Origin of the sequence: Streptomyces sp. MS06, from assembly GCF_047200655.1 — a bacterium.
In the GTDB taxonomy this organism is placed as follows: domain Bacteria; phylum Actinomycetota; class Actinomycetes; order Streptomycetales; family Streptomycetaceae; genus Streptomyces.
In genome coordinates this window covers 1-25,161 of record NZ_JBJZOJ010000090.1, presented here as the reverse complement: position 1 = coordinate 25,161, position 25,161 = coordinate 1, and the positions used below count along the sequence as shown (strand labels likewise).

At 71.7% G+C, this 25,161-nt stretch carries 14 protein-coding genes and 1 tRNA gene; 12 read left to right on the top strand and 3 right to left on the bottom strand.

The genetic code is table 11. The annotated features are described in order from the left end of the window. Positions 1-106: 106 nt before the first annotated feature. Both ACL02U_RS31090 and ACL02U_RS31085 read left to right on the top strand, forming a co-directional pair. A complete protein-coding gene (locus ACL02U_RS31090; RefSeq protein WP_412794338.1) occupies positions 107-769 on the top strand; it encodes a DegT/DnrJ/EryC1/StrS family aminotransferase in 663 nt (220 codons plus the stop codon). A gap of 86 nt (positions 770-855) precedes the next feature. Then, positions 856-928: transfer RNA gene (locus tag ACL02U_RS31085), tRNA-Thr, on the top strand. Between the two features lie 98 nt (positions 929-1,026). Here the strand turns inward: ACL02U_RS31085 and ACL02U_RS31080 are convergent. After that, complete coding sequence (locus tag ACL02U_RS31080) at positions 1,027-3,783, bottom strand: SpoIIE family protein phosphatase (protein WP_412794336.1); 2,757 nt, start codon at positions 3,781-3,783, stop codon at positions 1,027-1,029. A gap of 404 nt (positions 3,784-4,187) precedes the next feature. Here ACL02U_RS31080 and ACL02U_RS31075 point away from each other — a divergent pair, with 404 nt between their 5' ends. The 10 genes from ACL02U_RS31075 to ACL02U_RS31030 all read left to right on the top strand — a co-directional run bounded on the left by ACL02U_RS31075 (position 4,188) and on the right by ACL02U_RS31030 (position 19,112). Beyond that, a complete protein-coding gene (locus ACL02U_RS31075) occupies positions 4,188-9,680 on the top strand; it encodes a HAMP domain-containing protein (protein WP_412794335.1) in 5,493 nt (1,830 codons plus the stop codon). A gap of 272 nt (positions 9,681-9,952) precedes the next feature. Then, the gene (locus tag ACL02U_RS31070) at positions 9,953-10,633 is read left to right on the top strand and encodes a two-component system response regulator (RefSeq protein WP_412794334.1); all 681 of its coding nucleotides are present in this window, start codon (positions 9,953-9,955) and stop codon (positions 10,631-10,633) included. A 122-nt stretch (positions 10,634-10,755) separates the two neighbouring features. Further along, the gene (locus tag ACL02U_RS31065; protein ID WP_412794333.1) at positions 10,756-13,497 is read left to right on the top strand and encodes a DNA translocase FtsK; all 2,742 of its coding nucleotides are present in this window, start codon (positions 10,756-10,758) and stop codon (positions 13,495-13,497) included. A gap of 273 nt (positions 13,498-13,770) precedes the next feature. Beyond that, entirely contained in the window at positions 13,771-14,616 is an 846-nt protein-coding gene (locus ACL02U_RS31060; RefSeq protein ID WP_412794332.1) for a helix-turn-helix domain-containing protein, read from the top strand. A gap of 107 nt (positions 14,617-14,723) precedes the next feature. Then, positions 14,724-16,184 (top strand): 30S ribosomal protein S12 methylthiotransferase RimO, encoded by a 1,461-nt coding sequence (gene rimO, locus ACL02U_RS31055; protein ID WP_412794331.1) that lies wholly within the window; start codon positions 14,724-14,726, stop codon positions 16,182-16,184. Continuing rightward, a complete protein-coding gene (gene pgsA / locus ACL02U_RS31050; protein ID WP_412794330.1) occupies positions 16,181-17,020 on the top strand; it encodes a CDP-diacylglycerol--glycerol-3-phosphate 3-phosphatidyltransferase in 840 nt (279 codons plus the stop codon). Before rimO ends, pgsA begins: the two co-directional genes overlap by 4 nt. Beyond that, positions 17,017-17,562 carry a CinA family protein gene (locus ACL02U_RS31045; RefSeq protein ID WP_412794329.1) on the top strand — a complete coding sequence of 182 codons (546 nt, stop codon included), beginning with the start codon at positions 17,017-17,019 and terminating at the stop codon, positions 17,560-17,562. Before pgsA ends, ACL02U_RS31045 begins: the two co-directional genes overlap by 4 nt. Before the next feature lie 109 nt (positions 17,563-17,671). After that, positions 17,672-18,052, top strand: coding sequence for a helix-turn-helix domain-containing protein (locus ACL02U_RS31040; protein WP_363289930.1), 381 nt, complete (start codon positions 17,672-17,674; stop codon positions 18,050-18,052). Positions 18,053-18,225: 173 nt separating this feature from the next. Then, a complete protein-coding gene (locus ACL02U_RS31035) occupies positions 18,226-18,696 on the top strand; it encodes a Dps family protein (RefSeq protein ID WP_412794337.1) in 471 nt (156 codons plus the stop codon). 131 nt (positions 18,697-18,827) lie between these two features. Next, entirely contained in the window at positions 18,828-19,112 is a 285-nt protein-coding gene (locus ACL02U_RS31030) for a hypothetical protein (protein WP_412794328.1), read from the top strand. A gap of 172 nt (positions 19,113-19,284) precedes the next feature. Here ACL02U_RS31030 and ACL02U_RS31025 read toward each other — a convergent pair whose 3' ends face one another. Beyond that, positions 19,285-20,121: a DNA-formamidopyrimidine glycosylase family protein gene (locus ACL02U_RS31025; RefSeq protein ID WP_412794327.1), complete on the bottom strand. Its 837-nt coding sequence runs from the start codon at positions 20,119-20,121 to the stop codon at positions 19,285-19,287. A 68-nt stretch (positions 20,122-20,189) separates the two neighbouring features. Then, on the bottom strand, positions 20,190-25,145 hold the full coding sequence (locus ACL02U_RS31020) for an ATP-dependent helicase (RefSeq protein WP_412794326.1): 4,956 nt from the start codon (positions 25,143-25,145) through the stop codon (positions 20,190-20,192). Positions 25,146-25,161: the final 16 nt, after the last annotated feature.

Sequence of the window (25,161 nt, the reverse complement as noted above, 5' to 3'; positions counted from 1 at the left end):
AAGAGGTCGGACCCGGAACTTCTGTTCCGGGTCCGACCTTTTTCCGTTCCACTTCACTCCGAGTTCACGTGCCGCCACCACCATGCTCCGCATGGGTACTGCTGCCATGCTCAGAGCAGCCGGCGTCGGTTTCGGTGACGAGGTCGTCGTGCCGGCTTTCGGGAACGTGGAGGTCGCCGAGGCCGTGACCCGGACGGGTGCGCTACCGGTCTTCGCGGACATAGACCCGGTGACGTACTGCCTGGACCCTGACGCCGTCGACGCCGCGGTGACCGCGCGCACGGCGGCCGTCGTGGTCGTCCACCGCTTCGGACGGCGAGCCGACCTCGCCCGGCTGTGCCGGCTCGCGGAGTTGCGACACCTGCTCGTACTGGACCAGTCGGAACGGGAAGTGCCCTACGACGACGTGGCCCAACGCCGGCAGCGCGCCGCCTACCTGGACACCCGACTGCGTGGCGTGCAGGTTCCCGACGAAGGCGACGGACACTGCTACCAGCAGTACGTCGTCCGGGTTCCCGGCAACGGCCGCCCGGACCGCGACGCCTTCGCACGCACCCTCCGCGGCCGGGGAGTCGACTGCCGTGTCCCGGTGAAGACACCGGTGCACCGGCTGCCGGAGTTCCGGCGCTGCGTGGCACTCCCCGAGACCGAGCTGGCCGCCGAGCAGACACTCGCGCTTCCCGTGGACGCCGCGCTGACGAAACGGGACATGCAGCGCATCGTGTCCGCGTGCAACAGCCTCGGCGGTCTGCTCCAGCCGGCGTTCTGAACCCGGCGAGAGCGAATTTGGGAACCCGGCTCCTTCCGGGTATGATCTACTGCGTTGCCACGGGGAAATCCCCGAAAGCGCGACAGGCCCCTATAGCTCAGTCGGCAGAGCGTCTCCATGGTAAGGAGAAGGTCAACGGTTCGATTCCGTTTGGGGGCTCCGACGGAAAAGGCCCCACCCATCGGGTGGGGCCTTTTTCATGCCCGGAATCGCGGCCGGAATGACGGCCGCCGCCGGCCCTCACATCCCGGTCGGTCTCAGTCCTTGTGAACCTCCGGGACCCGCATCGCCAGAATCGCCATGTCGTCGGACGGAGCATCCGAGGCGAAACGCTCCACGGCGCGCATGATCCGGGCCGCGACAGCGCCCGCCGTGAGCCCCGTGCAGGTCGTCAGGACGTCGGCGAGGCCGTCGTCACCCAGCATGCGGGTCCCCTCCCGACGCTCCGTCACACCGTCCGTGACGCACAGCAGGACATCGCCCGGGTCGAGGGTCACGTGCTGCTCGTACAGTTCGAGGTCGTCCATGACACCCAGCAGCGGCTGCGGCTCCGCGGCCGCCTCGACCGTGCCGTCCTGGCGCAGCCGCAGAGGCAGCGGATGCCCCGCGCAGACCACCTTGAGCTCCGCGCTGCCGTCCTCCTGCGGGCGCATCTCGCCGTAAAGGAGCGTCAGGAAGCGGCTGCGGGCGCCCTCGTCGAGGATCGCCGAGTTCAACCGCTCGAGCACCGCCGGGCCGCTCAGCCCCTCCCGGGCCAGCAGCCTGAGCGCATGCCGGGCCAGCCCGGTCACCGCGGCCGCGTTCGGACCCGTACCGCAGACGTCACCGATGGCGAAGCCGTAGGCGCCGTCGCTGATCGGGAAGAGGTCGTAGAAGTCACCGCCGACCTCGTTGCCCTCGCCGGCCGCGCGGTAGATGACCTCCACCTCGACCCCGCCCACGGCCGGCAGCTCCGGCGGCAGCAGGCTGCGCTGCAGCGACTGGCTGATGGCGGTGCGCTCCGAGTACAGGCGGGCGTTGTCCAGCGCCAGGGCGGCCCGTCGGGACAGGTCCTCGGCCAGTTCGAGGATCTCCTGGCGGAAGTGGTCGTCGGTGGGCTTGCCGAGCGTGAGCATGCCGATGACGCGGTTCCGGGCGACCAGCGGCAGCACGACCGTCTCCCCGCCGACCGCGGTGGCGACGGTGAGCGCAGGCCCCATCGAGGAGGAGATCTGATGGATCGGGCCACCGCTCAGGCCGAGACTGCGCATCGAGGTGCGCAGCGCCGCCTGGTGCGCCGCCTCGGCCGGTGCGGACCACACCCGGGCACCCGGAGTCGGTACCGGGTCCGGCGGCGGGATCTTGGACAGCAGGGACTTGATGCCGTCGATGAGTTCCTCGTCCTCGTGCAGGACGTACGACAGATAGGGGTCGGAGGCCTGGTCGGCGATCGTGTAGACGGCGCACCAGGTGGCCAGCGTGGGGACCGTCATCTGCGCCATCAGGGCCAGCGTCTGGTCGCGGTCGAGAGTGCCGGCCAGCAGGTCCGAGGCCTCGACGAGGAAGCTGAGGGAGCCGCGGCGCAGCCGCTCCAGCTCACCCAGCCGCGCCGACTCCACGGCCAGCGCGATCCGGTCCGCCGCGAACTGCAGGCGCAGCGCCTCCTCGTTCGAGTACCGGCCCGGGCCCTCGGCCGCGACGCCGAGGGAACCGGTGAGGCGTCCCTCCACCTTCAGCGGGACGGTGACCACCGAGCGCATGCCGGTGCTGTTCAGCAGCGGTACGGCGCCCGGTACGGCGGTGAGGTCCTCGTGGACGGCCGGCATCCGCGCCGAGCCGTACCGGCCGGGACCCGCCTCGACCGGCACGCGTGCGAACCGCTGCCGGGCGGAAGGCAGCCCGGTGGAGGCACGGACCTCGAGCTCCGTCTCGTCGTCGGTGGCGAGCAGCAGGAAGGCGGAGTCGCCGTCGAGCATGTCGCGAGCGCGCTCCACCGTGCGCTGCAGCAGGCCGTCCAGGTCGTCCGGGGCCGGCGACCCGATGAACGTCTCGAACGGGTCGGTGTTCTGGCCGTCGACGGAACCGGCCGGGTCGGAGGCCGGGGTGCGCAGCGGTGTCTGCAGCACCGCCCGCTCGTGGTCCCGTACCAGGAGACAGACCGTCGAGGGCTCCCCACCGGTGTCGCGGACCCGCAGGTGGGAGGCGTACACGGGGATGACCCGGCCGTTGGCGGCGCGGATGCCGTAGCTGCCCTCCCAGCGGGAGAGCCGGAGTGCCTCGGCGACGCCTGTGCCGGTGCCCGGGGTGTGCGGCCAGGCCGCCAGGTCGGTCAGCGGCTTCCCGGTGACCTGGTCCGCGGCGTATCCGAAGAGGTCCTCCGCGTCCTCGTTCCACGCCGTGACGGTGCCGGCCCGGTCGATCTGCACCACCGCGACCCGAACCCGGCCGTCGGCGAGCGGCAGCAGATGCGCGGGCAGGGCCGGCCCCGCGGTACGGGTGCCCACCGGGCGCTCCGGCAGGGCCAGCTGGAACCAGACATTCTTGTGCGTGGGCGCGTACTCCACGCCCCACCGGCTTGCCAGGGCCGCGCACAACTGGAGTCCCCGACCGCCTTCGCGGTCCAGGTTGCCCATCGTCACCGCCGGACCCTGGAGCGGGATCTCCCGTTCGGGGTAGCGGTCGGCGACCTCGACGCGTACGCCGTCCTCGCTGCGCAGGCACAGCACGTCCGCGTGGGTGCCCGCGTGCACCACGGCGTTGGTGACCAGCTCGCTGGTGAGGACCACGGCGTCGTCGACGATGTCGGCGAAGCCCCAGCCCTGGAGAGTGTCCCGGACGAAGGAGCGAGCGGTCGCGACGGATCGCCCGACGGGCTCGAAGCTGGCAGCCGCGCGCGCGGTGATCACTGGACTCCTCGGCCGGTCGTCGACGTGCTGGGCTGCCCGGTCGTCGGGCCCGCTCCGCTGGTGCGGTGGCCGGGCACCCGTCGGCCCGGGTTCCGGGGGCTGCTCCCCAGGGATCAGTCCGGTGGTCATGTGTGCGGCCGCCCCTCCGATGCCCGCTCGTGCTCCTGCCACCGCCCAGGCCGGGCGGACCGGCGCGGCTGGACAGCCGCATGCAAGGTTACTTACCTTCGCGGTCCATGCGGATGCCGGACGCCCGTGTTTCCGTCCGGAGGGTGTGCGGACGATGTGCGAAGCTGCCGAACTGTTATGGCCTGGTTCGGTGAGGGTGAAACACTGGGCAGGCTTCTGTTTGTAGGTGCGGGCAGGGCGGGCGTCCTCCCCGGAGGGCGGGCAGCCGCTCCTCCGCGTGGTCCGGCGCCGTCGGGCCGGGAAGCACGATGGCACCCGGCGTGCCGGGCGGTGGTGGCAGTGCGGCCGCCGTGCCCGGCACGGTGAGCACAGCAGTATCGGTCGACCCCTGCGGGAGGGACACAGTGGAGTCTGGCGCAGCGACGCGGGGCACGAAGGCGCGCGCGAAGGGCGGACAGTCCCAGCCACGCGAGCGCAAGCCGCGCAACGGCACCACGGTGGTGGACACGGCTGCCCTGAACCGCCTGCTGGCGGCTCTGGCGGCCATGCGCGAGGGGAACTTCCGCAGGCGGCTCACGGTGTCCGGCGACGGAGTGATGTCGGAGATCGCGGCGGTCTTCAACGAGGTCGCCGACCGCAATCTCCACCTCACGGGTGAGTTGTCGCGGGTGCGGCGCATGGTGGGCCGTGAGGGAAAGCTCACAGAGCGGCTGGAAACGGGCGCCTGCGAAGGGTCCTGGGCTGCGGCCATCGACGCCTCCAACGCGCTGGTCGACGATCTGGTGCGGCCGGTGTCCGAGGTGAGCCGGGTTCTCTCCGCGGTGGCCGAGGGCGATCTGTCGCCCCGCATGGAGCTGCGGACGCTCGCGCCCGAAGGGGCCGGGCACCCGCTGCGCGGCGAGTTCCTGAAGGTCGCCCGGACCGTCAACAACCTGGTCGACCAGCTGTCCACCTTCACCGACGAGGTCACCCGGGTGGCCAGCGAGGTCGGCACCGAGGGCAAGCTGGGCGGGCAGGCGCGGGTCCGCGGGCTGTCCGGTTCGTGGAAGGACCTCACGGACTCCGTCAACACCATGGCCTCGCGGCTGACCGCGCAGGTGCGGGACATCGCCCTGGTGACCACGGCGGTGGCCAAGGGCGACCTGTCACGCAAGGTGACGGTCCACGTCGCCGGCGAGATGCTGGAGCTGAAGAACACCGTCAACACGATGGTGGACCAGCTCTCGGCCTTCTCCTCGGAGGTGACCCGGGTCGCCCGCGAGGTGGGCACCGAGGGCATCCTGGGAGGCCAGGCGCAGGTGCCGGGGGTGGACGGCGTCTGGAAGGAACTCACCGACTCCGTCAACACCATGGCCGGCAACCTGACCGCGCAGGTGCGCGGGATCTCCGAGGTGACCACGGCGGTCGCCAACGGTGACCTGTCGCGGAAGGTGACCGTGCCGGCGCGCGGCGAGGTCGCGCAGCTCGCCGACACGATCAACCAGATGACCGAGACGCTGAGGATCTTCGCCGACGAGGTCACCCGGGTGGCCAACGAGGTCGGCGCCGAGGGGCGGCTCGGCGGGCAGGCGAACGTGCCGGGCGCGGCGGGCACCTGGAAGGACCTGACGGACTCCGTCAACACGGTGTTCCGGAACCTGACCACGCAGGTCCGCGACATCGCCGCGGTGACGACCGCGGTGGCCAACGGTGACCTGTCGCAGAAGGTCACGGTGGACGTCGCGGGCGAGATGCTGGAGCTGAAGAACACCGTCAACGGGATGGTGGACCAGCTGTCGGCGTTCGGCGCCGAGGTGACGCGGGTGGCGCGGGAGGTCGGCGTCGAGGGCGAGCTGGGCGGCCAGGCACAGGTGTCGGGCGCCGCCGGCACGTGGAAGGACCTGACGGACTCCGTCAACACGGCGTTCCGGAATCTCACCGGTCAGGTGAGGAACATCGCCCAGGTGACGACCGCGGTGGCCAACGGGGACCTGTCGCAGAAGGTCACGGTGGACGTCTCCGGCGAGATGCTCCAGCTGAAGAACACCGTGAACACGATGGTGGACCAGCTGTCGTCGTTCGCGGACCAGGTGACCCGGATGGCCCGGGACGTGGGCACCGAGGGCCGGCTGGGCGGTCAGGCCCGGGTGGACGGCGTGTCGGGCACCTGGAAGGAACTCACCGACTCCGTCAACTTCATGGCCGGCAACCTCACCTCCCAGGTGCGGCAGATCGCGCAGGTCACCACTGCGGTGGCGCGGGGCGACCTGTCCCAGAAGATCGACGTCGACGCGCGCGGCGAGATCCTGGAGCTGAAGAACACCATCAACACGATGGTCGACCAGCTGTCCGCGTTCGCCGACCAGGTGACCCGGGTCGCCCGCGAGGTGGGCACCGACGGGCGGCTGGGCGGCCAGGCGCAGGTACCGGGCGTGGCCGGGGTGTGGCGGGACCTGACCGACTCGGTGAACGGCATGGCCGGCAACCTCACCGCGCAGGTGCGCAACATCGCCCAGGTCGCGACCGCGGTGGCGCGGGGCGACCTGTCCCAGAAGATCACCGTGGACGCGCGCGGCGAGATCCTGGAACTGAAGAACACGCTGAACACCATGGTGGACCAGCTCTCCTCCTTCGCCCAGGAGGTCACCCGGGTGGCCCGCGAGGTGGGTACCGAGGGCATCCTGGGCGGTCAGGCGGAGGTGCAGGGGGTCTCGGGCACCTGGAAGGACCTCACGCAGTCCGTCAACGGGATGGCGAACAACCTGACCCTCCAGGTGCGCTCGATCGCCGAGGTCACCACCGCGGTCGCGCGGGGCGACCTGTCGAAGAAGATCACCGTCGATGCCAAGGGGGAGATCCTCGAGCTGGTGACCACCGTCAACACGATGGTCGACCAGCTCTCCTCGTTCGCCGAGCAGGTGACCCGGGTGGCCCGCGAGGTGGGTACCGAGGGCATCCTGGGCGGTCAGGCCCACGTGCCCGGTGTCACGGGTATCTGGAAGGACCTCAGCGACAACGTCAACCTGATGGCGAAGAACCTGACCACGCAGGTGCGAAACATCTCCCAGGTGTCGGCCGCGGTCGCCAACGGCGACCTGACCCGGCAGGTCACGATCGAGGCGCGCGGCGAGGTCGCGCAGCTCGCCGACACCATCAACACCATGGTGAAGACGCTGAGCTCGTTCGCCGAGCAGGTCACCAAGGTGGCTCGCGAGGTGGGCACGGACGGCATCCTCGGTGGGCAGGCACACGTCCCGGGGGTGGCAGGCACCTGGAAGGACCTCACCGAGTCGGTGAACCAGATGGCGTCCAACCTGACCGGCCAGGTGCGCAACATCGCCATGGTCACCACGGCCATCGCCAAGGGCGACCTGACGAAGAAGATCGACATCGACGCCCGGGGCGAGATCCTCGAACTCAAGACGACGATCAACACGATGGTCGACCAGTTGTCGTCCTTCGCGGAAGAGGTCACCAGGGTCGCCCGCGAGGTGGGCACCGAGGGCCAGCTCGGCGGGCAGGCGCGGGTGCGGGACGTCGACGGGACCTGGCGCGACCTCACCGAGTCGGTGAACGAGATGGCCGGGAACCTGACCCGGCAGGTGCGTGCCATCGCCCGCGTCGCGACGGCGGTGACCCGCGGCGACCTCAACCTGAAGATCGACGTCGATGCCTCCGGCGAGATCCAGGAGCTGCAGGACTACATCAACAAGATGATCGCCAACCTGCGCGACACCACGATCGCCAACAAGGAGCAGGACTGGCTCAAGGGCAACCTGGCGCGGATCTCGGCGCTGATGCAGGGGCGTCGCGACCTGGAGGACGTCGCCTCCCTGATCATGAGTGAGCTGACGCCGGTGGTGTCCGCGCAGCACGGCGCCTTCTTCGTCGCGATGTCGCCGGTCGACGGCGCCGACGTGGGGGAGGACGGGCAGGACCGGTACGAGCTGCGCATGCTCGGCTCGTACGGGTACTCGATGGGCTCCATGCCGACCTCGTTCGCTCCCGGAGAGGCGCTGGTCGGGACGGCCGCGGAGGAGAAGCGCACGATCCTGGTGGAGAACGCGCCGAGCGGCTACCTGAAGATCTCCTCCGGCCTCGGCGAGGCGCCGCCCGCCCAGGTGATCGTGCTTCCGGTGCTGTTCGAGGGCAAGGTCCTCGGGGTGATCGAGCTGGCCTCCTTCACGCCCTTCACGCAGATCCAGAAGGACTTCCTGAACCAGATCGCCGAGATGATCGCGACGAGCGTCAACACCATCTCGGTCAACACCAAGACCGAGCAGCTGCTGAAGCAGTCGCAGGAGCTGACCGAGCAACTGCGTGAGCGGTCGGCGGAGTTGGAGCAGCGGCAGAAGGCGCTGCAGGCGTCCAACGCGGAACTCGAGGAGAAGGCCGAGCTGCTGGCCCGGCAGAACCGCGACATCGAGGTGAAGAACACCGAGATCGAGGAGGCGCGGCAGGTCCTGGAGGAGCGTGCCGAGCAGCTCGCCGTGTCGATGCGCTACAAGAGCGAATTCCTGGCCAACATGTCGCACGAGCTGCGTACACCGCTCAACTCCCTGCTCATCCTGGCCAAACTGCTCGCCGACAACGCGGAGGGGAACCTCTCGCCGAAGCAGGTCGAGTTCGCCGAGACCATCCACGGCGCCGGTTCCGACCTGCTCCAGCTCATCAACGACATCCTCGACCTGTCGAAGGTGGAGGCGGGCAAGATGGACGTCTCCCCGACCCGCATCGCGCTCGTCCAGCTCGTCGACTACGTGGAGGCCACCTTCCGTCCGCTGACCGCGGAGAAGGGCCTGGACCTCTCGGTACGGGTGTCTCCCGAGCTGCCGGCCACCCTGCACACGGACGAGCAGCGGCTGCTGCAGGTCCTGCGCAACCTCCTCTCCAACGCCGTGAAGTTCACCGACTCGGGCTCGGTGGAACTGGTGATCCGGCCGGCGGGGGCGGACGTGCCGCAGGCGATCCGTGAGCAGCTGCTGGAGGCCGGCTCGCTCCGCGATGCCGACGCGCCGCTCATCGCCTTCTCGGTGACCGACACCGGCATCGGCATCGCCGGCAGCAAGATGCGGGTGATCTTCGAGGCGTTCAAGCAGGCCGACGGCACCACCAGCCGCAAGTACGGCGGTACCGGCCTCGGCCTGTCGATCTCGCGGGAGATCGCCCAACTGCTCGGTGGCGAGATCCATGCGCAGAGCGAGCCGTCGCGGGGATCCACGTTCACGCTGTACCTGCCGCTGCACCCGAGCGAGCTGCCGCCGCAGGGGTACCAGCAGCCCATGCCCGCGCTGGAGGCCGGCGACCTGGTGGCGGCCAGGGAACTGGAGTTGCCCGAGCTGTCGGGTGTCGAGATCGAGACGCCGGCCGAGGTGCAGTCCTACCGGGAGACGCAGAACGGGCCCGCGGCGCTGTTCCGGCTCCGCCGCCGGGCGATCACCGGGGGAACCCGGCGGCAGTCGGAGCTCTCCGCGCAGCCGGAGCAGCAGTGGTCGGCCGAGCAGCAGGAGGCGACTCCGCCGAGCTACTCGGGCATCCGCTTCGGTGGCCGGAAAGTGCTCATCGTCGACGACGACATCCGGAACGTGTTCGCTCTGACCAGCGTCCTGGAGCAGCACGGCCTGTCCGTGCTGTACGCGGAGAACGGCCGGGAGGGCATCGAGGTCCTGGAACAGCACGACGACGTGGCGGTCGTGCTGATGGACATCATGATGCCCGAGATGGACGGGTACGCCACGACCACGGCGATCCGGCGGATGCCGCAGTTCTCGGGCCTGCCGATCATCGCGCTGACCGCGAAGGCGATGAAGGGCGACCGGGAGAAGGCGATCGAGTGCGGTGCCTCGGACTACGTGACCAAGCCGGTCGACCCCGACCACCTGCTGTCGGTCATGGAACAGTGGATGGGAGTGGAGTGAACGGCGGGGATGTGCGCGAAGTCGCCGACACGGCGTGTTCCTGACCGTGTAGAAGTGCGGGATTGTGGGAACCTTCCGGTCGCCCACTACGTTTCTGCTACGTGCACAGTGACATCACGGTGACAGGGTGTGTCGACAAGCGGGGTGCGGCTACGATGACCGGCACGAGGACGGGCGGCGTAAGGGAGTCGTCCCCTGGGGAGGCACCCGCCGGTGCTTCCCCGAGTCCTGTGGACAGGGGAGGCCCCATGCCGGGGCGAGGAGGGCGGGCCATGGTGCAGAAGGCCAAGATCCTCCTGGTCGATGACCGGCCGGAGAATCTGCTGGCGCTGGAGGCGATCCTCTCCGCGCTCGATCAGACACTGGTGCGGGCATCGTCCGGGGAGGAAGCACTCAAAGCACTGCTCACGGACGATTTCGCGGTCATTCTGCTGGACGTCCAGATGCCGGGCATGGACGGCTTCGAGACCGCCGCGCACATCAAACGGCGGGAGCGGACCCGGGACATCCCGATCATCTTCCTCACCGCGATCAACCACGGCCCGCACCACACCTTCCGCGGTTATGCGGCGGGCGCGGTCGACTACATCTCCAAGCCGTTCGACCCGTGGGTGCTGCGGGCCAAGGTCTCGGTGTTCGTCGAGCTCTACATGAAGAACTGCCAGCTGCGTGAGCAGGCGGCACTGCTCCGGCTCCAACTGGACGGCGGCGACAAGGCGGACGCCGGCGGCAAGGAGTCGGCCGGGCTCCTCGCCGAACTCTCCGCGCGGCTCGCGGCCGTCGAGGAGCAGGCGGAGGCGTTGTCCAAGCAGCTCGACGACGAGGCGGCGGACGCGGCGGCGGTGGCCACGGCGGCGCACCTGGAGCGCAAACTGACCGGTCTGCGCCGTGCGCTCGACGCCTTGGAGCCCGGGTCGGGCGGCGGTGGCGCCTCGGTGACCGCGCAGAGCTGAGGTGTCCCGGGCGGGTACGCGGCTGAGCGCGCGTCACTTCCGTGCCACCGCAAGGGCGACACGAACGGGTGAAGCCTCCGGCACGCGTGTCCGTTGCCGTCCCTCCCGGTAACCTCACACCCATGGCCTCACGTCCCTCCGCAGCCAAGAAGCAGCCAGCCAAGAAGGCGGCCGCTCCCGCGAAGGCCGCGACGAAGAAGGCCGCCGCGAAGAAGGCGCCGGCCAAGAAGGCATCGGCCGGGAAGGCGCCCGCCAGGAAGGCGCCCGCGAAGAAGGCCGCGCCCAAACCGGCCCCCAGTCCGACCGGGGGCGTCTACCGGCTGGTCAGGGCGCTGTGGCTCGGAGCGGCACACGCCGTCGGCGCCGTGTTCCGCGGCATAGGGCAGGGGGCCAGGAACCTCGACCCGGCGCACCGCAAGGACGGCGTCGCGCTGCTGCTGCTCGCGCTCGCGCTGATCGTCGCCGCGGGGACCTGGGCCGACCTGAAGGGCCCGGTCGGAGACCTGGTCGAGATCCTGGTCACCGGAGCATTCGGCCGCCTCGACCTGCTGGTGCCGGTGCTGCTCGCGGTGATCGCCGCCCGCTTCATCCGGCACCCGGAGCAACCCGAGGCCAACGGTCGCATCGTGATCGGTCTGTCCGCGCTCCTCGTGGGTGTGCTCGGGCAGGTCCACATCGCCTGCGGCTCGCCCGCCCGCAGCGACGGAATGCAGGCCATACGGGACGCCGGCGGCCTCATCGGCTGGGCCGCCGCGACCCCCCTGACGTACACCATGACCGAGGTCCTCGCCGTTCCCCTGCTGGTGCTGCTGACCGTCTTCGGGCTGCTGGTGGTGACCGCCACGCCGGTGAACGCCGTCCCGCAGCGGCTGCGCATGCTGGGGACGAGGCTGGGTATCGTCCACGACCCGGACGCCGACGCCGAGTACCAAGGGGACTCCGCCGACGACGAGCGCTACGACGAGCAGTGGCGCGAGTCGCTTCCCGGCCGGACCCGCCGGCGCTCCGGCGCCGCGCGGGAGTACGACCCGGACAACGCGGAGCAGGAGGCCCTCGCCCAGCGCCGGGGCCGTCCCAGGCGCTCCGCCGTGCCGCAGCCGGCCGCGGACCGGCGGCGGGACTCGGTGGACGTCGCCGCGGCCGCCGCGGCGGACCTCGACGGCGCCGTGCTGCACGGCATGCCGCCCTCGCCGCTCGTCGCCGACCTCACCCACGGTGTGCGCGGCGGCGACCGCTCCGACACCGCGGACACCACGCCCACACCCGTTCCCGGCGCCCGCGCCCGGCAGGACACGCCCGGCAAGGCGGAGGTCCCCGACCTCACCAAGGCCCCGCCCTCCGCGCCCCGCGACCTTCCGCCGCGGGCCGAGCAGCTCCAGCTGTCCGGCGACATCACCTACGCGCTGCCGTCGCTCGACCTGCTGACCCGCGGCGGCCCCGGCAAGGCCCGCAGCGCCGCCAACGACGCCGTCGTGGACTCGCTCACCACCGTCTTCACCGAGTTCAAGGTCGACGCCCGGGTCACCGGCTTCACCCGCGGCCCGACGGTCACCCGCTACGAGGTGGAGCTCGGCCCGGCCGTGAAGGTCGAGCGGATCACCGCGCTCACCAAGAACATCGCCTACGCCGTCGCCAGCCCCGACGTGCGGATCATCAGCCCGATCCCCGGCAAGTCCGCGGTCGGCATCGAGATCCCGAACACCGACCGGGAGATGGTCAACCTCGGCGACGTACTGCGCCTCGCGGAGTCCGCGGAGGACGACGATCCGATGCTGGTGGCCTTCGGCAAGGACGTCGAGGGCGGCTACGTCATGCACTCGCTGGCGAAGATGCCGCACATGCTGGTCGCCGGTGCCACCGGGTCCGGCAAGTCGTCCTGCATCAACTGCCTGATCACGTCGATCCTGATGCGGGCCACGCCCGAGGACGTCCGGATGATCCTGGTCGACCCCAAGCGGGTCGAGCTGACCGTCTACGAGGGCGTCCCGCACCTGATCACCCCGATCATCACCAATCCCAAGCGCGCCGCCGAGGCGCTGCAGTGGGTGGTGCGCGAGATGGACCTGCGCTACGACGACCTCGCCGCCTACGGCTACCGGCACATCGACGACTTCAACCGCGCCGTGCGGGAGGGGAAGGTCGAGGCCCCGGAGGGCAGCGAGCGGGAGCTCCAGCCCTACCCGTACCTGCTGGTCATCGTCGACGAGCTCGCGGACCTGATGATGGTGGCACCGCGGGACGTCGAGGACGCCATCGTGCGCATCACGCAGCTCGCCCGCGCGGCCGGTATCCACCTGGTGCTCGCCACCCAGCGGCCGTCGGTCGACGTCGTCACCGGCCTGATCAAGGCGAACGTGCCCTCCCGGCTCGCCTTCGCCACCTCCTCGCTCGCCGACTCGCGGGTCATCCTCGACCAGCAGGGCGCCGAGAAGCTGATCGGCAAGGGCGACGGGCTGTTCCTGCCGATGGGCGCGAACAAGCCGACCCGTATGCAGGGTGCGTTCGTCACCGAGGAGGAGGTCGCCGCGGTCGTCCGGCACTGCAAGGACCAGATGGCGCCCGTCTTCCGGGACGACGTCGTCGTCGGGACCAAGCAGAAGAAGGAGATCGACGAGGACATCGGCGACGACCTCGACCTGCTCTGCCAGGCGGCCGAACTGGTCGTCTCCACCCAGTTCGGGTCGACGTCCATGCTCCAGCGCAAGCTGCGCGTGGGCTTCGCCAAGGCCGGACGGTTGATGGACCTGATGGAGTCCCGGAACATCGTGGGGCCCAGCGAGGGCTCCAAGGCACGTGACGTTCTTGTGAAGGCCGACGAGCTGGACGGAGTGCTGGCGGTACTTCGCGGGGAGGCTGAAGGGTAGGCCCCTTCGTCGGGGGGCGCCAGGGACCCAGGGAGGGATCGGCCGTGACTCACCCGTTAGAGATCATTGAGCAACCGTTTCCCCTCACCGCACGTCAAGTTGAGCGACAGGGCAGGCGCGGCTCCCCGACCGGGGGACGTGGCTGACCCGCCGTCGGAGTGCCCGGCCATTCCGATGGCGTACAAAGTCGTACCGCCCGGTTGCCCGACCCTTTTGCACTCCCCCTAGACTGAACCTTCAGCACAGGTGGCTACACGCTCGAAAGGCGCCCCCGTGTCCATCGGTAACTCCCCTGAAGACGAGCGTCCGTTCGAAGACGAGCGCGAGGAACCCGGTCTCTCCGTCGGTCGTGCCCTGCAACAGGCACGTATCGCCGCCGGATTGACCGTCGACGACGTCACCAACGCCACCCGTGTCCGTATCGCGATCGTGCAGGCGATCGAGGCGGACGACTTCGCTCCGTGCGGCGGCGACGTCTACGCGCGCGGCCACCTCCGAACCCTCGCCAAGGCCGTCCACCTCGATCCCGCACCGCTGATCGCCCAGTACGACGCCGAGCACGGCGGGCGTCCCACGCCGACGTCGCCCACGGCGCCGCTGTTCGAGGCGGAACGCATCCGCCCCGAGCGGCGCGGGCCGAACTGGACCGCGGCCATGGTCGCCGCGATCGTCGTCGTGATCGGCTTCGTCGGGTTCACCGTCGTCAAGGGCGGCGGCGACGGCAGCGCGAAGGACCCGGTGGCCCAGGGCGGCGCCACCCCCGCCACCAGCGAGTCCGCCACGGCCACGCCCAAGAGCGACAAGCCCGCCGACGCGACGCCCGCCCCCTCCGACAGCGCCATCGCCGCCGCCCCCCAGGACAAGGTGACCGTCCGGGTGAGCGCGGTGGACGGACGCAGTTGGATCTCCGCCAAGGACCACAACGGCCGGCTCCTCTTCGACGGCGTGCTCAAGAAGGGGCAGTCGAAGACCTTCCAGGACAGCTCGAAGATCAACCTGGTCCTCGGGGACGCCGGCGCCGTACAGCTGTACGTCAACGGCAAGAAGATCGACGACGACTTCCAGCCGGGAGCCGTGGAACGTCTGACCTACACCAAGGGCGACCCGCAGGTCGGCTGAGCGCATTCCCCCGGGTTGGTACGTCCGGGGCGTGTCGTACGGGGTTGGCCAGGACGGGCCAACCCCGTAGACGTGGGGTGTCAGCGGGACGAAGTAGTCTTGAGCCCATGCCTGAACGCCGTACCGTCGCACTCGTCACCCTTGGCTGCGCCCGTAACGAGGTGGACTCGGAGGAGCTCGCAGGCCGTCTGGAGGCGGACGGCTGGCAACTCGTCGAGGACGCCTCGCACGCCGACGTGGCCGTCGTGAACACCTGCGGTTTCGTCGAGGCCGCCAAGAAGGACTCCGTGGACGCCCTGCTGGAGGCCAACGACCTCAAGGACCACGGCAGAACCCAGGCCGTCGTGGCGGTGGGCTGCATGGCCGAGCGGTACGGGAAGGAGCTCGCACAGGCCCTTCCGGAGGCGGACGGCGTGCTCGGCTTCGACGACTACACCCACATCTCCGATCGCCTGCAGACCATCCTGTCCGGCGGCGTCCACGCCTCCCACACCCCGCGCGACCGGCGCAAGCTGCTGCCGATCAGCCCGGCGGAACGACAGGAGTCCGCCGCCGACGTGGCACTGCCGGGGCACGCGCCGGCCGACCTGCCCGAAGGCCTCGCCCCGGCCTCCGGTCCCCGTGCGCCGTTGCGCCGCCGGCTGGACGGGGCTCCGGTCGCCTCCGTGAAGCTGGCCTCCGGCTGCGACCGGCGCTGCTCCTTCTGCGCGATCCCGTCCTTCCGCGGCTCCTTCATCTCCCGCCGCCCCAGTGACGTCCTCAACGAGACCCGCTGGCTGGCGGGGCAGGGCGTGAAGGAGATCATGCTGGTCTCCGAGAACAACACCTCCTACGGCAAGGACCTCGGCGACATCCGCCTGCTGGAGTCGCTGCTGCCGGAGCTGGCGGAGGTCGACGGGATCGAACGGGTGCGCGTCAGCTACCTCCAGCCCGCGGAGATGCGTCCCGGTCTCATCGACGTGCTCACCTCCACTCCGAACGTCGCTCCGTACTTCGACCTGTCCTTCCAGCACTCCGCGCCCGGCGTGCTGCGCGCCATGCGCCGCTTCGGCGACACCGACGGCTTCCTGGAACTGCTCGACACGATCCGCGGCAAGGCTCCCGAAGCGGGCGTGCGCTCCAACTTCATCGTCGGTTTCCCCGGCGAGACGGAGGCCGATCTCGCCGAGCTGGAGCGTTTCCTCAACCACGCGCGGCTGGACGCCATCGGCGTCTTCGGCTACTCGGACGAGGAGGGCACCGAGGCGGCCCGCTACGACGGCAAGCTGTCCGAGGACGTGGTCGCGGAGCGGCTGGCACGGGTCTCCCGGCTTGCCGAGGAACTGGTCTCGCAGCGCGCCGAGGAACGCGTCGGCCAGACCGTGACGGCGCTGGTGGAGTCGGTGGACCCGGACGAGGGGAGCCGGGGCCGGGCTGCCCACCAGGCGCCCGAGACCGACGGGCAGGTGCTGTTCACCAGCGGCGAGGGTTTGGCCGTCGGCCGTATGGTCGAGGCGAAGGTGGTAGCCACGGAGGGGGTCGACCTGGTGGCCGAGCCGTTGGCGTCCCACGAGGAGGCGGGCAGATGACCGGTGTCCCGGCGTCCGCGGCGGGCGGCACCCCACGGGCGGACGGCGCGGCAGCCGCGCCCGACGGCCCACGCCGTCCCGGTGCGGGACGCGGCGCCGACACGCAGAACGGCATGACCGCCGCCCCCGGCTCCGGTCCGCGGAGCGGCACGCACCCCGCCGGCGCTGCGAGCGTCGACGGCGGGGCCGACCCGCAGGGCGACGCGAGGGCGGCACGCGGCGGGAAGATCACGGCCGCGGCGGTGAACCAGGCGAGCATCTGGAACATCGCCAACCTGCTGACCATGCTCCGGCTCGTCCTGGTGCCGGGCTTCGTCGTACTGATGCTCGCCGACGGCGGCTACGACCCGGCCTGGCGCTCGCTCGCCTGGGCGGCCTTCGCCATCGCCATGATCACCGACCTGTTCGACGGGCACCTGGCGCGTACGTACGACCTGGTCACCGACTTCGGGAAGATCGCCGACCCCATCGCCGACAAAGCGATCATGGGAGCGGCGCTGATCTGCCTTTCCGCCCTCGGTGATCTGCCCTGGTGGGTCACGGTCGTGATCCTCGGCCGGGAACTCGGCATCACTCTGATGCGTTTTCTGGTCATTCGCTACGGCGTCATCCCCGCCAGCCGCGGCGGCAAGCTGAAGACGCTCACCCAGGGGGTCGCCGTCGGGATGTACGTCCTGGCGCTGACGGGGTGGCTGGCCACCCTGAGGTGGTGGGTGATGGCCGCAGCCGTCGTGCTGACCGTGGCGACGGGGCTGGACTACGTGAGACAGGCCGTTGTGCTGCGTCGACGGGGAATCGCCGAGCGCCGGGCCGTGACGGAGGAGAACGAGGCGTGAGTTCCGCGGCAGCCGACGTCGTGCGACTACTGAGGGTGAGGGGCGAGACGGTAGCCGTCGCCGAGTCGCTGACGGGTGGACTCGTCGCCGCGGAGATCACCTCGGTGCCCGGGGCCTCGCGGGTGTTCCGCGGATCGGTGACGGCGTACGCCACCGACCTCAAGCACCGGCTGCTCGGTGTCGACGCCTCCCTGCTGGCCGCCTGCGGAGCCGTGGACGCCGAGGTCGCGGCCCTGATGGCGAGCGGAGTACGCGAACGGCTGGGTGCCGACTGGGGAATCGCCACGACCGGCGTCGCCGGCCCGGAACCGCAGGACGGGCAGCCGGTGGGCACGGTCTTCGTCGCCCTGGACGGTCCGTCGGGTCCCGGACGGGGTTCCGCCCGTGGCGGAAAAGTGCAGCTGCTGAGGTTGAACGGCGACCGGGCGGAAATCCGTATGGAGAGTGTACGGAGCGTACTCGCACTGCTTCTGCGGGAGCTTGCGGGCGAACAGACCGGGAATGAGCGGGCACAGGATACGGAACAGAACGGGGGGTTTTGATGTTTGCAGCCCTGAGTGAACACGACATCGCTCCCCGCACGGCCGCGGCGCAAGGCGGTACGGTGGGGCGTGAAGGATGCGGTTACGCGGTCCGAGGAGGGAGCCACCGATGATTCTGCTCCGTCGCCTGCTGGGTGACGTGCTGCGTCGGCAGCGCCAGCGCCAGGGCCGTACTCTGCGCGAAGTCTCCTCCTCCGCCCGAGTCTCGCTCGGCTATCTCTCCGAGGTGGAGCGGGGGCAGAAGGAGGCTTCCTCCGAACTGCTCTCCGCCATCTGCGACGCGCTGGACGTACGGATGTCCGAGCTCATGCGGGAAGTGAGCGACGAACTCGCCCTCGCCGAGCTGGCCCAGTCTGCCGCGGCCACCCCCAGCGAGCCGGTATCCACGCCGGTGCGTCCGATGCTGGGCTCCGTATCGGTGACCGGTGTGCCACCGGAACGGGTGACCATCAAGGCGCCCGCCGAAGCGGTGGACGTCGTCGCCGCCTGATCCGCGCGCGGCGCTGACAGCGACAGTGAGGCCCCTGCCGGGCCCGCTCCGGGGAGACCCGGGGCCCGGCAGGGGCCTCTCCCGTTTCCGGGCCGCCCGCTGTGGTCCGTTTGCCGGTCCCGACAGGTGCGGTCATCGTGGAGGGCACGACCGGTGACCCGATGGAGGCACGGATGTACGTCGTGAAGAGCTCCCTGTCCGACACGGACCTCAAGACCGTGGCCGAGGCGCTGCAGGGCGCCCTCGTCGACCTGGTGGACCTGGGACTGGTCGCCAAGCAGGTGCACTGGAACGTCGTGGGCCCCCGCTTCCGGTCCGTCCACCTCCAGCTCGACGAGGTGGTGGACTCGGCGCGCACCCACTCCGACACCGTGGCGGAGCGTGCCTCGGCCCTGGGGGTCTCGCCTGACGGGCGTGCCGCGACGGTGGCCGCGAGCAGCGGCATCGGGGCCGTGAGCGAGGGCTGGGTCAGGGATGCGGACGCCGTGGGCACGCTCGTCGACGCTCTCGGCGCGGTCGTCACCCGGATGCGCGAGAGGGTGACTGCGACCGAGGACGCGGACCCCGTCAGCCAGGACATCTTCATCCAGGTCACCGCGGATCTCGAGAAGCACCGCTGGATGTTCCAGGCCGAGAACAGCTGAGAGCCAACAGCTGAGAGCCGCTGCCAGGAGGCCGGCGGCTGCGGCTGCCACGGTGGTGCGCCCGTGTGCCGCGCGTGCGCTCTTTCCGCCCGTCAGAGCGGTGATCTAGCGTCCGGCTGGAGGTGGCGGCCATGACGGGGCGGGCAGTGCGCTGGGGGGCCGCGATCGGCTTCGGGGCGGTGTGGTGGTGGGCCGTGCTGCGGCTCGCGCTCTCCCCGGAGTCGGGGGCGTGGGAAGGCGCGGTCGCCGCAGGTGGGTGGGGGATCAGCCTGCTGCCGGTGCACTGCATGCCGAGGGCACGGGCCGCGGGGGCGCTGGGGGCGGGCCGGTGGCGGGACGCCTGGCGGGCGGGGTACCGGTCAGCCGAGCAGGGGCACGGCGGTCGCCCCGATCGGGACCCGGGGCAAGCGGACTGAACGTTGCGTTGCCCGGGTGCTCCGAGGCGCGGGTGGCCCGGGTGGCCCGGGTGGTCTGGGTGGTCCGGGTGGTCCGGGGCGAGGCTGGTCAGGGCGGTGGCGGCTGACGCGAGCCGGGCCGGCTGCGCCCCGTGTCCCCTGTGTCCGCTCCGGCCGCGAGGTGCGTCGGCCCTCACCCGGCCGGGCGGCGGCGCGGTCCACCGGAAGCGCTCGGGCCGGGGGCCGGTCCCGTCTGGCAGGCCGGACACCAGTACGTCGGCCGCTCGCGGGAACCGTCACCCTGGTCGGCCAGCCGGACCGAGGTGCCGCAGCGCAGGCAGGGACGGGGCGCACGGCCGTACACGAACAGGTCCTGACCGCGCCTCCCGGTCGTGGTGCGCACGGGCCGGTCCCGGTTCGCCTCGAGGAGGCTCCTGGCGAGCACCGGCAGATGCGCCGCGCGCTCGGTGGGCAGCGCGCCCACCGGGAGCCACGGGGTGACGCCGAGCAGGAAGCAGAGCTCGCTCTTGTAGACGTTGCCGATACCGGCCAGATTCCGCTGGTCGAGCAGCGCCTCGCCGAGCGGGCGCGCGGGGTCGCCGAGCACGTTGGCCAGGGCGCGCTCGGGATCCCAGTCCGGCCCCAGCAGGTCGGGCCCCAGATGGCCCACCACGCGGCTCTCGTCGGCGGTGCGCAGCAGGTCGAGCACGGGGAGCCGGTAGCCGACGGCCGTGCGGTCCGCGACGCCCAGCACCGCCCGGATCTGGTGCGCCGGGCCGCCCGTCCAGCGCCGACCGTTCGCGAAGACCTTCCACGCCCCTTCCATCTTGAGGTGCGAGTGCAGCGTCAGGCCGCCCTCGACGCGTGTCATGAGGTGCTTGCCGCGTGCCGTGACGTCCATTACGGCACGGCGGGTGAGGTCGACCGTGGCGTAGCGGGGCACCCGCAGGTCGCTGCGGGTCAGCACCTCGCCCGCGAGCGCCTCGTGCAGACGCCTCGCGGCCTGCCAGACCGTGTCTCCTTCGGGCATGCGTCAAGGGTGGCACGGCCGACACCGCGGGCCCGCGCACCCCGCGGCGCCGCGGGCCCGGGCGCCCGTCACGGCCTGAGTCTCAGGCCCCGCGGAGTGGCGACGAAGCCCGCGCCTTCCAGGAGTGAGCCGAACGGCGAGGTCAGGGCCGAGGCGCCGTTGACGCGCTCCACGGTGACCGAGCCGAGCGAGCCCGCGCGGGCCGCGTCCGCGAGCGCCTCGGAGGCGACCTGCAGCCGGGTGTCGTCCTCGAGCGCGGTGTCCGGGTCCCCGGGCCAGGCCAGCAGCGTCTTGCCGCCGCGCTCCAGGTAGAGAGTGAGCTCGCCGTCGACGAGAACCACCAGGGACCCCGCCTTGCGGCCCGGTTTGTGTCCGGCGCCGGTCGGGGGCTCGGGCCAGGGAAGGGCGGCGCCGTAGGCGCTCGCGGGGTCGGCCGCGGCGAGGACCACCGCTCGGGACGCGTACCCCTGGCGCGGCCGGCGGCCCGCGGCACCCGGCCCGTACGGGAGCCCGGCCCCGAGGGCGGAACCCGCCTCGCCCCGCGGACCGCCACTCGGCGAGGCCGGGTGGCGGGAGGAGCCGTACCGGCCCGGCGCGGTGGGGGAGTCGTCGCCGGCCGGGTAGGTGAACTCCGGGAACTCCGGGAAGTCGGGGAGCCCGGGCACCTCGGCCCCGTCCGCCCGTCCGCCGGCGGAGGAGCGGCCGGCGGACGCCGGGGGCGTGCTCGTCCTTCGCGACGGGGCGGGACCGCCGGCGGGGACCGGAGCCGCATCCCCCTCGCCGCGCTCGCGCGCGTTGGCCACGGCCCGCAGCCGGTCCACCGCGCCGTCCATCGCGAACTGGGCGGCGCCCAGCCCTTCCACCACGTACCCGCGACGGGCCTGCCCGCTCTCCTCGAAGGCGGACAGGATCCGGTACGTCGCGGAGAAGCCGCCCTCCACGCCCTCCGCGGCGACGGCGCCCCGGGTCACCACACCGTGCCGGTCCAGCAGCGTGCGGGCCAGAGCGTGCGCGCGGACCGTGCGGTCGGACTCCGGTGCAGGGAGCAGCGACCAGCGGCCGGCAACGGTCGGCGGGCCGCTGCGGGAGGTGGCGCGGGCGGCGCCGGTCAGCGAGCCGTAGCGGCCGCGCGGCACCGCGCGCTTGGCGCGATGGGCCGTGGCACCCGCGGTGCGCCCCGAACCGAGCAGGGAGCGCATCGGCGCGAGTGTGTCGTTGGTGAGCCGGCCCGACCAGGCCAGCTCCCACAGCACGTCGGCCAGTTGGGGATCGGTCGCCTCGGGGTGCGCGGCGGCGCGGACCTGGTCGGCGATCTGGCGGAAGAACATGCCGTAGCCCCCGGACAGGACGTCCAGGACGGCGCGGTGCAGGGGCCCCGGCTCCAGCGGGTGCGGTTCCGGCAGCAGCAGCGGAGCCGCGTCCGCGAGGTACAGGGAGATCCAGCCGTCCTTGCCGGGCAGTGCACCCGCGCCGGCCCACACCACCTCACCGGCGGCGGTGAGTTCGTCGAGCATCGCGGGGGCGTAGTCCCGGACACGGGACGGCAGGACCAGCTTCTCCAGCGCGGATGCGGGCACCGAGGCACCCTGCAACTGCTCGACGGCGCGCACCAGGCCGTCGGTGCCGCGCAGTGAGTGCCCCCCGCCGATGTGCTGCCACTGCGGCAGGAACTGGGCCAGCGCGGCCGGCGGCACCGGCTCCACCTCCTGCCGCAGCGCAGCCAGCGAACGCCGGCGCAGACGGCGCAGTACGGCCGCGTCACACCACTCCTGGCCGATGCCCGCGGGGTGGAACTCGCCCTGCACCACGCGTCCGGCCGCGGCCAGTCGCCGCAGGGCCCCCTCGGTGACCGCCACGCCGAGGCCGAACCGGGCGGCGGCCGTGGCCGAAGTGAACGGGCCGTGTGTGCGAGCGTACCGCGCGAGCAGGTCGCCCAGCGGGTCCTTGACCGGTTCCGTGAAGGCCTCCGGGACACCGACCGGCAGCGCCGTGCCGAGGGCGTCGCGCAGCCGGCCGGCGTCCTCGACCACCGCCCAGTGGTCGGCCCCCGCGACACGGACCCGGATGACCCGGCGGGCGGCGGCCAGCTCCCGGGGCCACGTGGGATCGGCGCCCCGCTCGGCCAGCTCGCCCTCCGTGAGCGGTCCGAGCAGGCGCAGCACGTCGGCGACGCCCTCGGCATCCTTCACGCGGCGGTCCTCGGTGCGCCACTGCAGCTCCCGCTCCAGCTCGGACAGCACCTCGGCGTCCAGGAGTTCGCGCAGCTCGGCCTGGCCGAGCAGCTCCGCGAGCAGCCGGGAGTCCAGTGACAGCGCGGCGGCCCGGCGCTCGGCGAGCGGCGAGTCGCCCTCGTACAGGAACTGGGCGACGTAGCCGAACAGCAGCGACCGCGCGAAGGGGGACGGCTCGGGGGTGGTGACCTCGACCAGACGTACCCTGCGGGATTCCAGATCGCCCATCAGCTCGACGAGTCCCGGCAGGTCGAAGACGTCCTGCAGGCACTCCCGGACCGCTTCGAGCACGATCGGGAACGAGCCGTACTCCCCGGCCACCTCCAGAAGCTGAGCGGCCCGCTGGCGCTGCTGCCACAGCGGGGTGCGCCGGCCGGGGTTGCGTCGCGGCAGCAGCAGGGCGCGGGCGGCGCACTCGCGGAACCTGGACGCGAACAGCGCGGAGCCGCCCACCTGGTCAGTGACGACCTGGTCGACCTCGCCCTTGTCGAAGACGACGTCGGCCGCACCCACCGGGGCCTGCTCGCTGTCGTACTCGGTGCCCGCCCTCGTCGGCTCCTGGTCCAGCAGGTCCAGGCCCATCAGGTCGGCATCCGGCAGGCGCAGCACGATGCCGTCGTCGGCGTGCATCACCTGGGCGTCCATGCCGTACCGCTCTGACAGGCGGGCCCCCAGCGCGAGCGCCCAGGGGGCGTGGACCTGGGCGCCGAAGGGCGAGTGCACGACGATCCGCCAGTCGCCCAGCTCGTCGCGGAAACGCTCCACGACGATGGTGCGGTCGTCCGGGACGTGGCCGCAGGCCTGCCGCTGCTCGTCGAGATAGGCCAGCACGTTGTCCGCGGCCCAGGCGTCGAGTCCGGCGGTCAGCAGGCGCAGCCGGGCGTCGTCCCGAGGCAGGGAGCCGACCTCCCGGAGGAAGGCGCCCACCGCACGGCCCAGTTCCAGCGGCCGGCCCAGCTGGTCGCCCTTCCAGAAGGGCAGGCGCCCCGGGACGCCCGGCGCGGGGGAGACCAGGACCCGGTCACGGGTGATGTCCTCGATGCGCCAGGAACTGGTGCCGAGTGTGAAGACGTCGCCGACCCGGGACTCGTAGACCATCTCCTCGTCGAGCTCACCGACCCGGCCTCCGCCCTTCTTCGGATCGGATCCGGCGAGGAACACACCGAACAGGCCACGGTCGGGGATCGTGCCGCCGGAGGTCACGGCGAGCCGCTGCGCACCGGGGCGCCCGGTGACCGTGCCGGTGACGCGGTCCCACACCACGCGTGGGCGCAGCTCGGCGAAGGCGTCGGACGGGTAGCGCCCGGCGAGCATGTCGAGTACCGCGGTGAAGGCCGAGTCGGGCAGTGCGGCGAACGGGGCCGCCCGCCGCACCGTGGCCAGCAGGTCGTCGACCTGCCAGGAGTCCAGCGACGTCATCGCGACGAGCTGCTGGGCGAGCACGTCCAGCGGGTTCGCCGGGATCCTGAGCGACTCGATGGCGCCGGTGCGCATCCGCTCCGTGACCACGGCCGACTGGACCAGGTCGCCCCGGTACTTCGGGAACACCACACCCGTGGACACCGCGCCCACCTGGTGGCCCGCGCGGCCGACGCGCTGGAGCCCGGAAGCCACCGACGGCGGCGACTCCACCTGGACGACCAGGTCGACGGCGCCCATGTCGATGCCCAGTTCCAGGCTGGAGGTGGCCACCACGGCGGGCAGGCGGCCCGCCTTGAGGTCCTCCTCCACCAGGGCCCGCTGCTCCTTGGAGACCGAGCCGTGGTGGGCCCGCGCGATCACGGCTGGCGCGCCCTGGGCGGAGCCCGAGCCCCCCATGAGCTCGGCGGGGGCGTGGTGCTCGTCCAGGGGCTCACCGGTGGCCCGCTCGTACGCGATCTCGTTGAGCCGGTTGCACAGCCGCTCCGCGAGACGGCGCGAGTTGGCGAACACGATCGTGGAGCGGTGGGCCTGCACCAGGTCGGTGATCCGCTCCTCGACATGCGGCCAGATCGACGGGCGCTCGGTTCCCTCGCCGCCGTCGGCGACCGGGGATCCGCCGAGCTCGCCCAGGTCCTCGACCGGGACCACGACGGAGAGGTCGAACTCCTTGCCGGACTCCGGCTGGACGATCTCGACCGTGCGGCGCGGGGACAGGAAGCGGGCCACTTCGTCGACGGGGCGCACGGTCGCCGACAGGCCGATGCGGCGGGCCGGCCGCGGCAGGAGCTCGTCCAGCCGCTCCAGCGAGAGGGCGAGGTGGGCGCCGCGCTTGGTGCCCGCGACCGCGTGCACCTCGTCCAGGATCACCGTCTCGACGCCGGCCAGCGCGTCCCGGGCCGCCGACGTCAGCATCAGGAACAGGGACTCGGGTGTGGTGATCAGGATGTCCGGAGGGCGGGTGGACAGGGCGCGGCGCTCGGACGCCGGGGTGTCGCCGGAGCGGATGGCGACCTTCACCTCCGGCTCGGGCAGCCCCAGCCGGACGGACTCCTGGCGGATACCGGTCAGGGGGCTGCGGAGGTTGCGTTCCACGTCGACGGCGAGTGCCTTGAGCGGGGACACGTACAGCACGCGGCAGCGCTTCTTCGCCTCGGCCGGAGGGGGTGCCGAGGCCAACTGGTCCAGAGCCGCGAGGAACGCGGCGAGCGTCTTTCCGGAACCGGTCGGGGCGACCACCAGCACGTCCGAGCCGGCCCCGAGGGCCTGCCACGCCCCGGCCTGGGCCGGCGTGGGCGCCGAGAAGGCGCCCGTGAACCAGCCGCGGGTGGCGGGGGAGAAGCCGTCGAGGGCCCGGTGTGCGGAGCTGACCATGGGTCCATCCTGCACC

Coding starts and splice junctions, on each gene's coding strand:
- ACL02U_RS31090 (WP_412794338.1), top strand. CDS start 107: ATGCTCAGAGCAGCCGGCGTCGGTTTCGGTGACGAGGTCGTCGTGCCG.
- ACL02U_RS31080 (WP_412794336.1), bottom strand. CDS start 3,783: ATGACCACCGGACTGATCCCTGGGGAGCAGCCCCCGGAACCCGGGCCG.
- ACL02U_RS31070 (WP_412794334.1), top strand. CDS start 9,953: ATGGTGCAGAAGGCCAAGATCCTCCTGGTCGATGACCGGCCGGAGAAT.
- ACL02U_RS31065 (WP_412794333.1), top strand. CDS start 10,756: ATGGCCTCACGTCCCTCCGCAGCCAAGAAGCAGCCAGCCAAGAAGGCG.
- rimO (WP_412794331.1), top strand. CDS start 14,724: ATGCCTGAACGCCGTACCGTCGCACTCGTCACCCTTGGCTGCGCCCGT.
- pgsA (WP_412794330.1), top strand. CDS start 16,181: ATGACCGGTGTCCCGGCGTCCGCGGCGGGCGGCACCCCACGGGCGGAC.
- ACL02U_RS31040 (WP_363289930.1), top strand. CDS start 17,672: ATGATTCTGCTCCGTCGCCTGCTGGGTGACGTGCTGCGTCGGCAGCGC.
- ACL02U_RS31035 (WP_412794337.1), top strand. CDS start 18,226: ATGTACGTCGTGAAGAGCTCCCTGTCCGACACGGACCTCAAGACCGTG.
- ACL02U_RS31030 (WP_412794328.1), top strand. CDS start 18,828: ATGACGGGGCGGGCAGTGCGCTGGGGGGCCGCGATCGGCTTCGGGGCG.
- ACL02U_RS31025 (WP_412794327.1), bottom strand. CDS start 20,121: ATGCCCGAAGGAGACACGGTCTGGCAGGCCGCGAGGCGTCTGCACGAG.
- ACL02U_RS31020 (WP_412794326.1), bottom strand. CDS start 25,145: ATGGTCAGCTCCGCACACCGGGCCCTCGACGGCTTCTCCCCCGCCACC.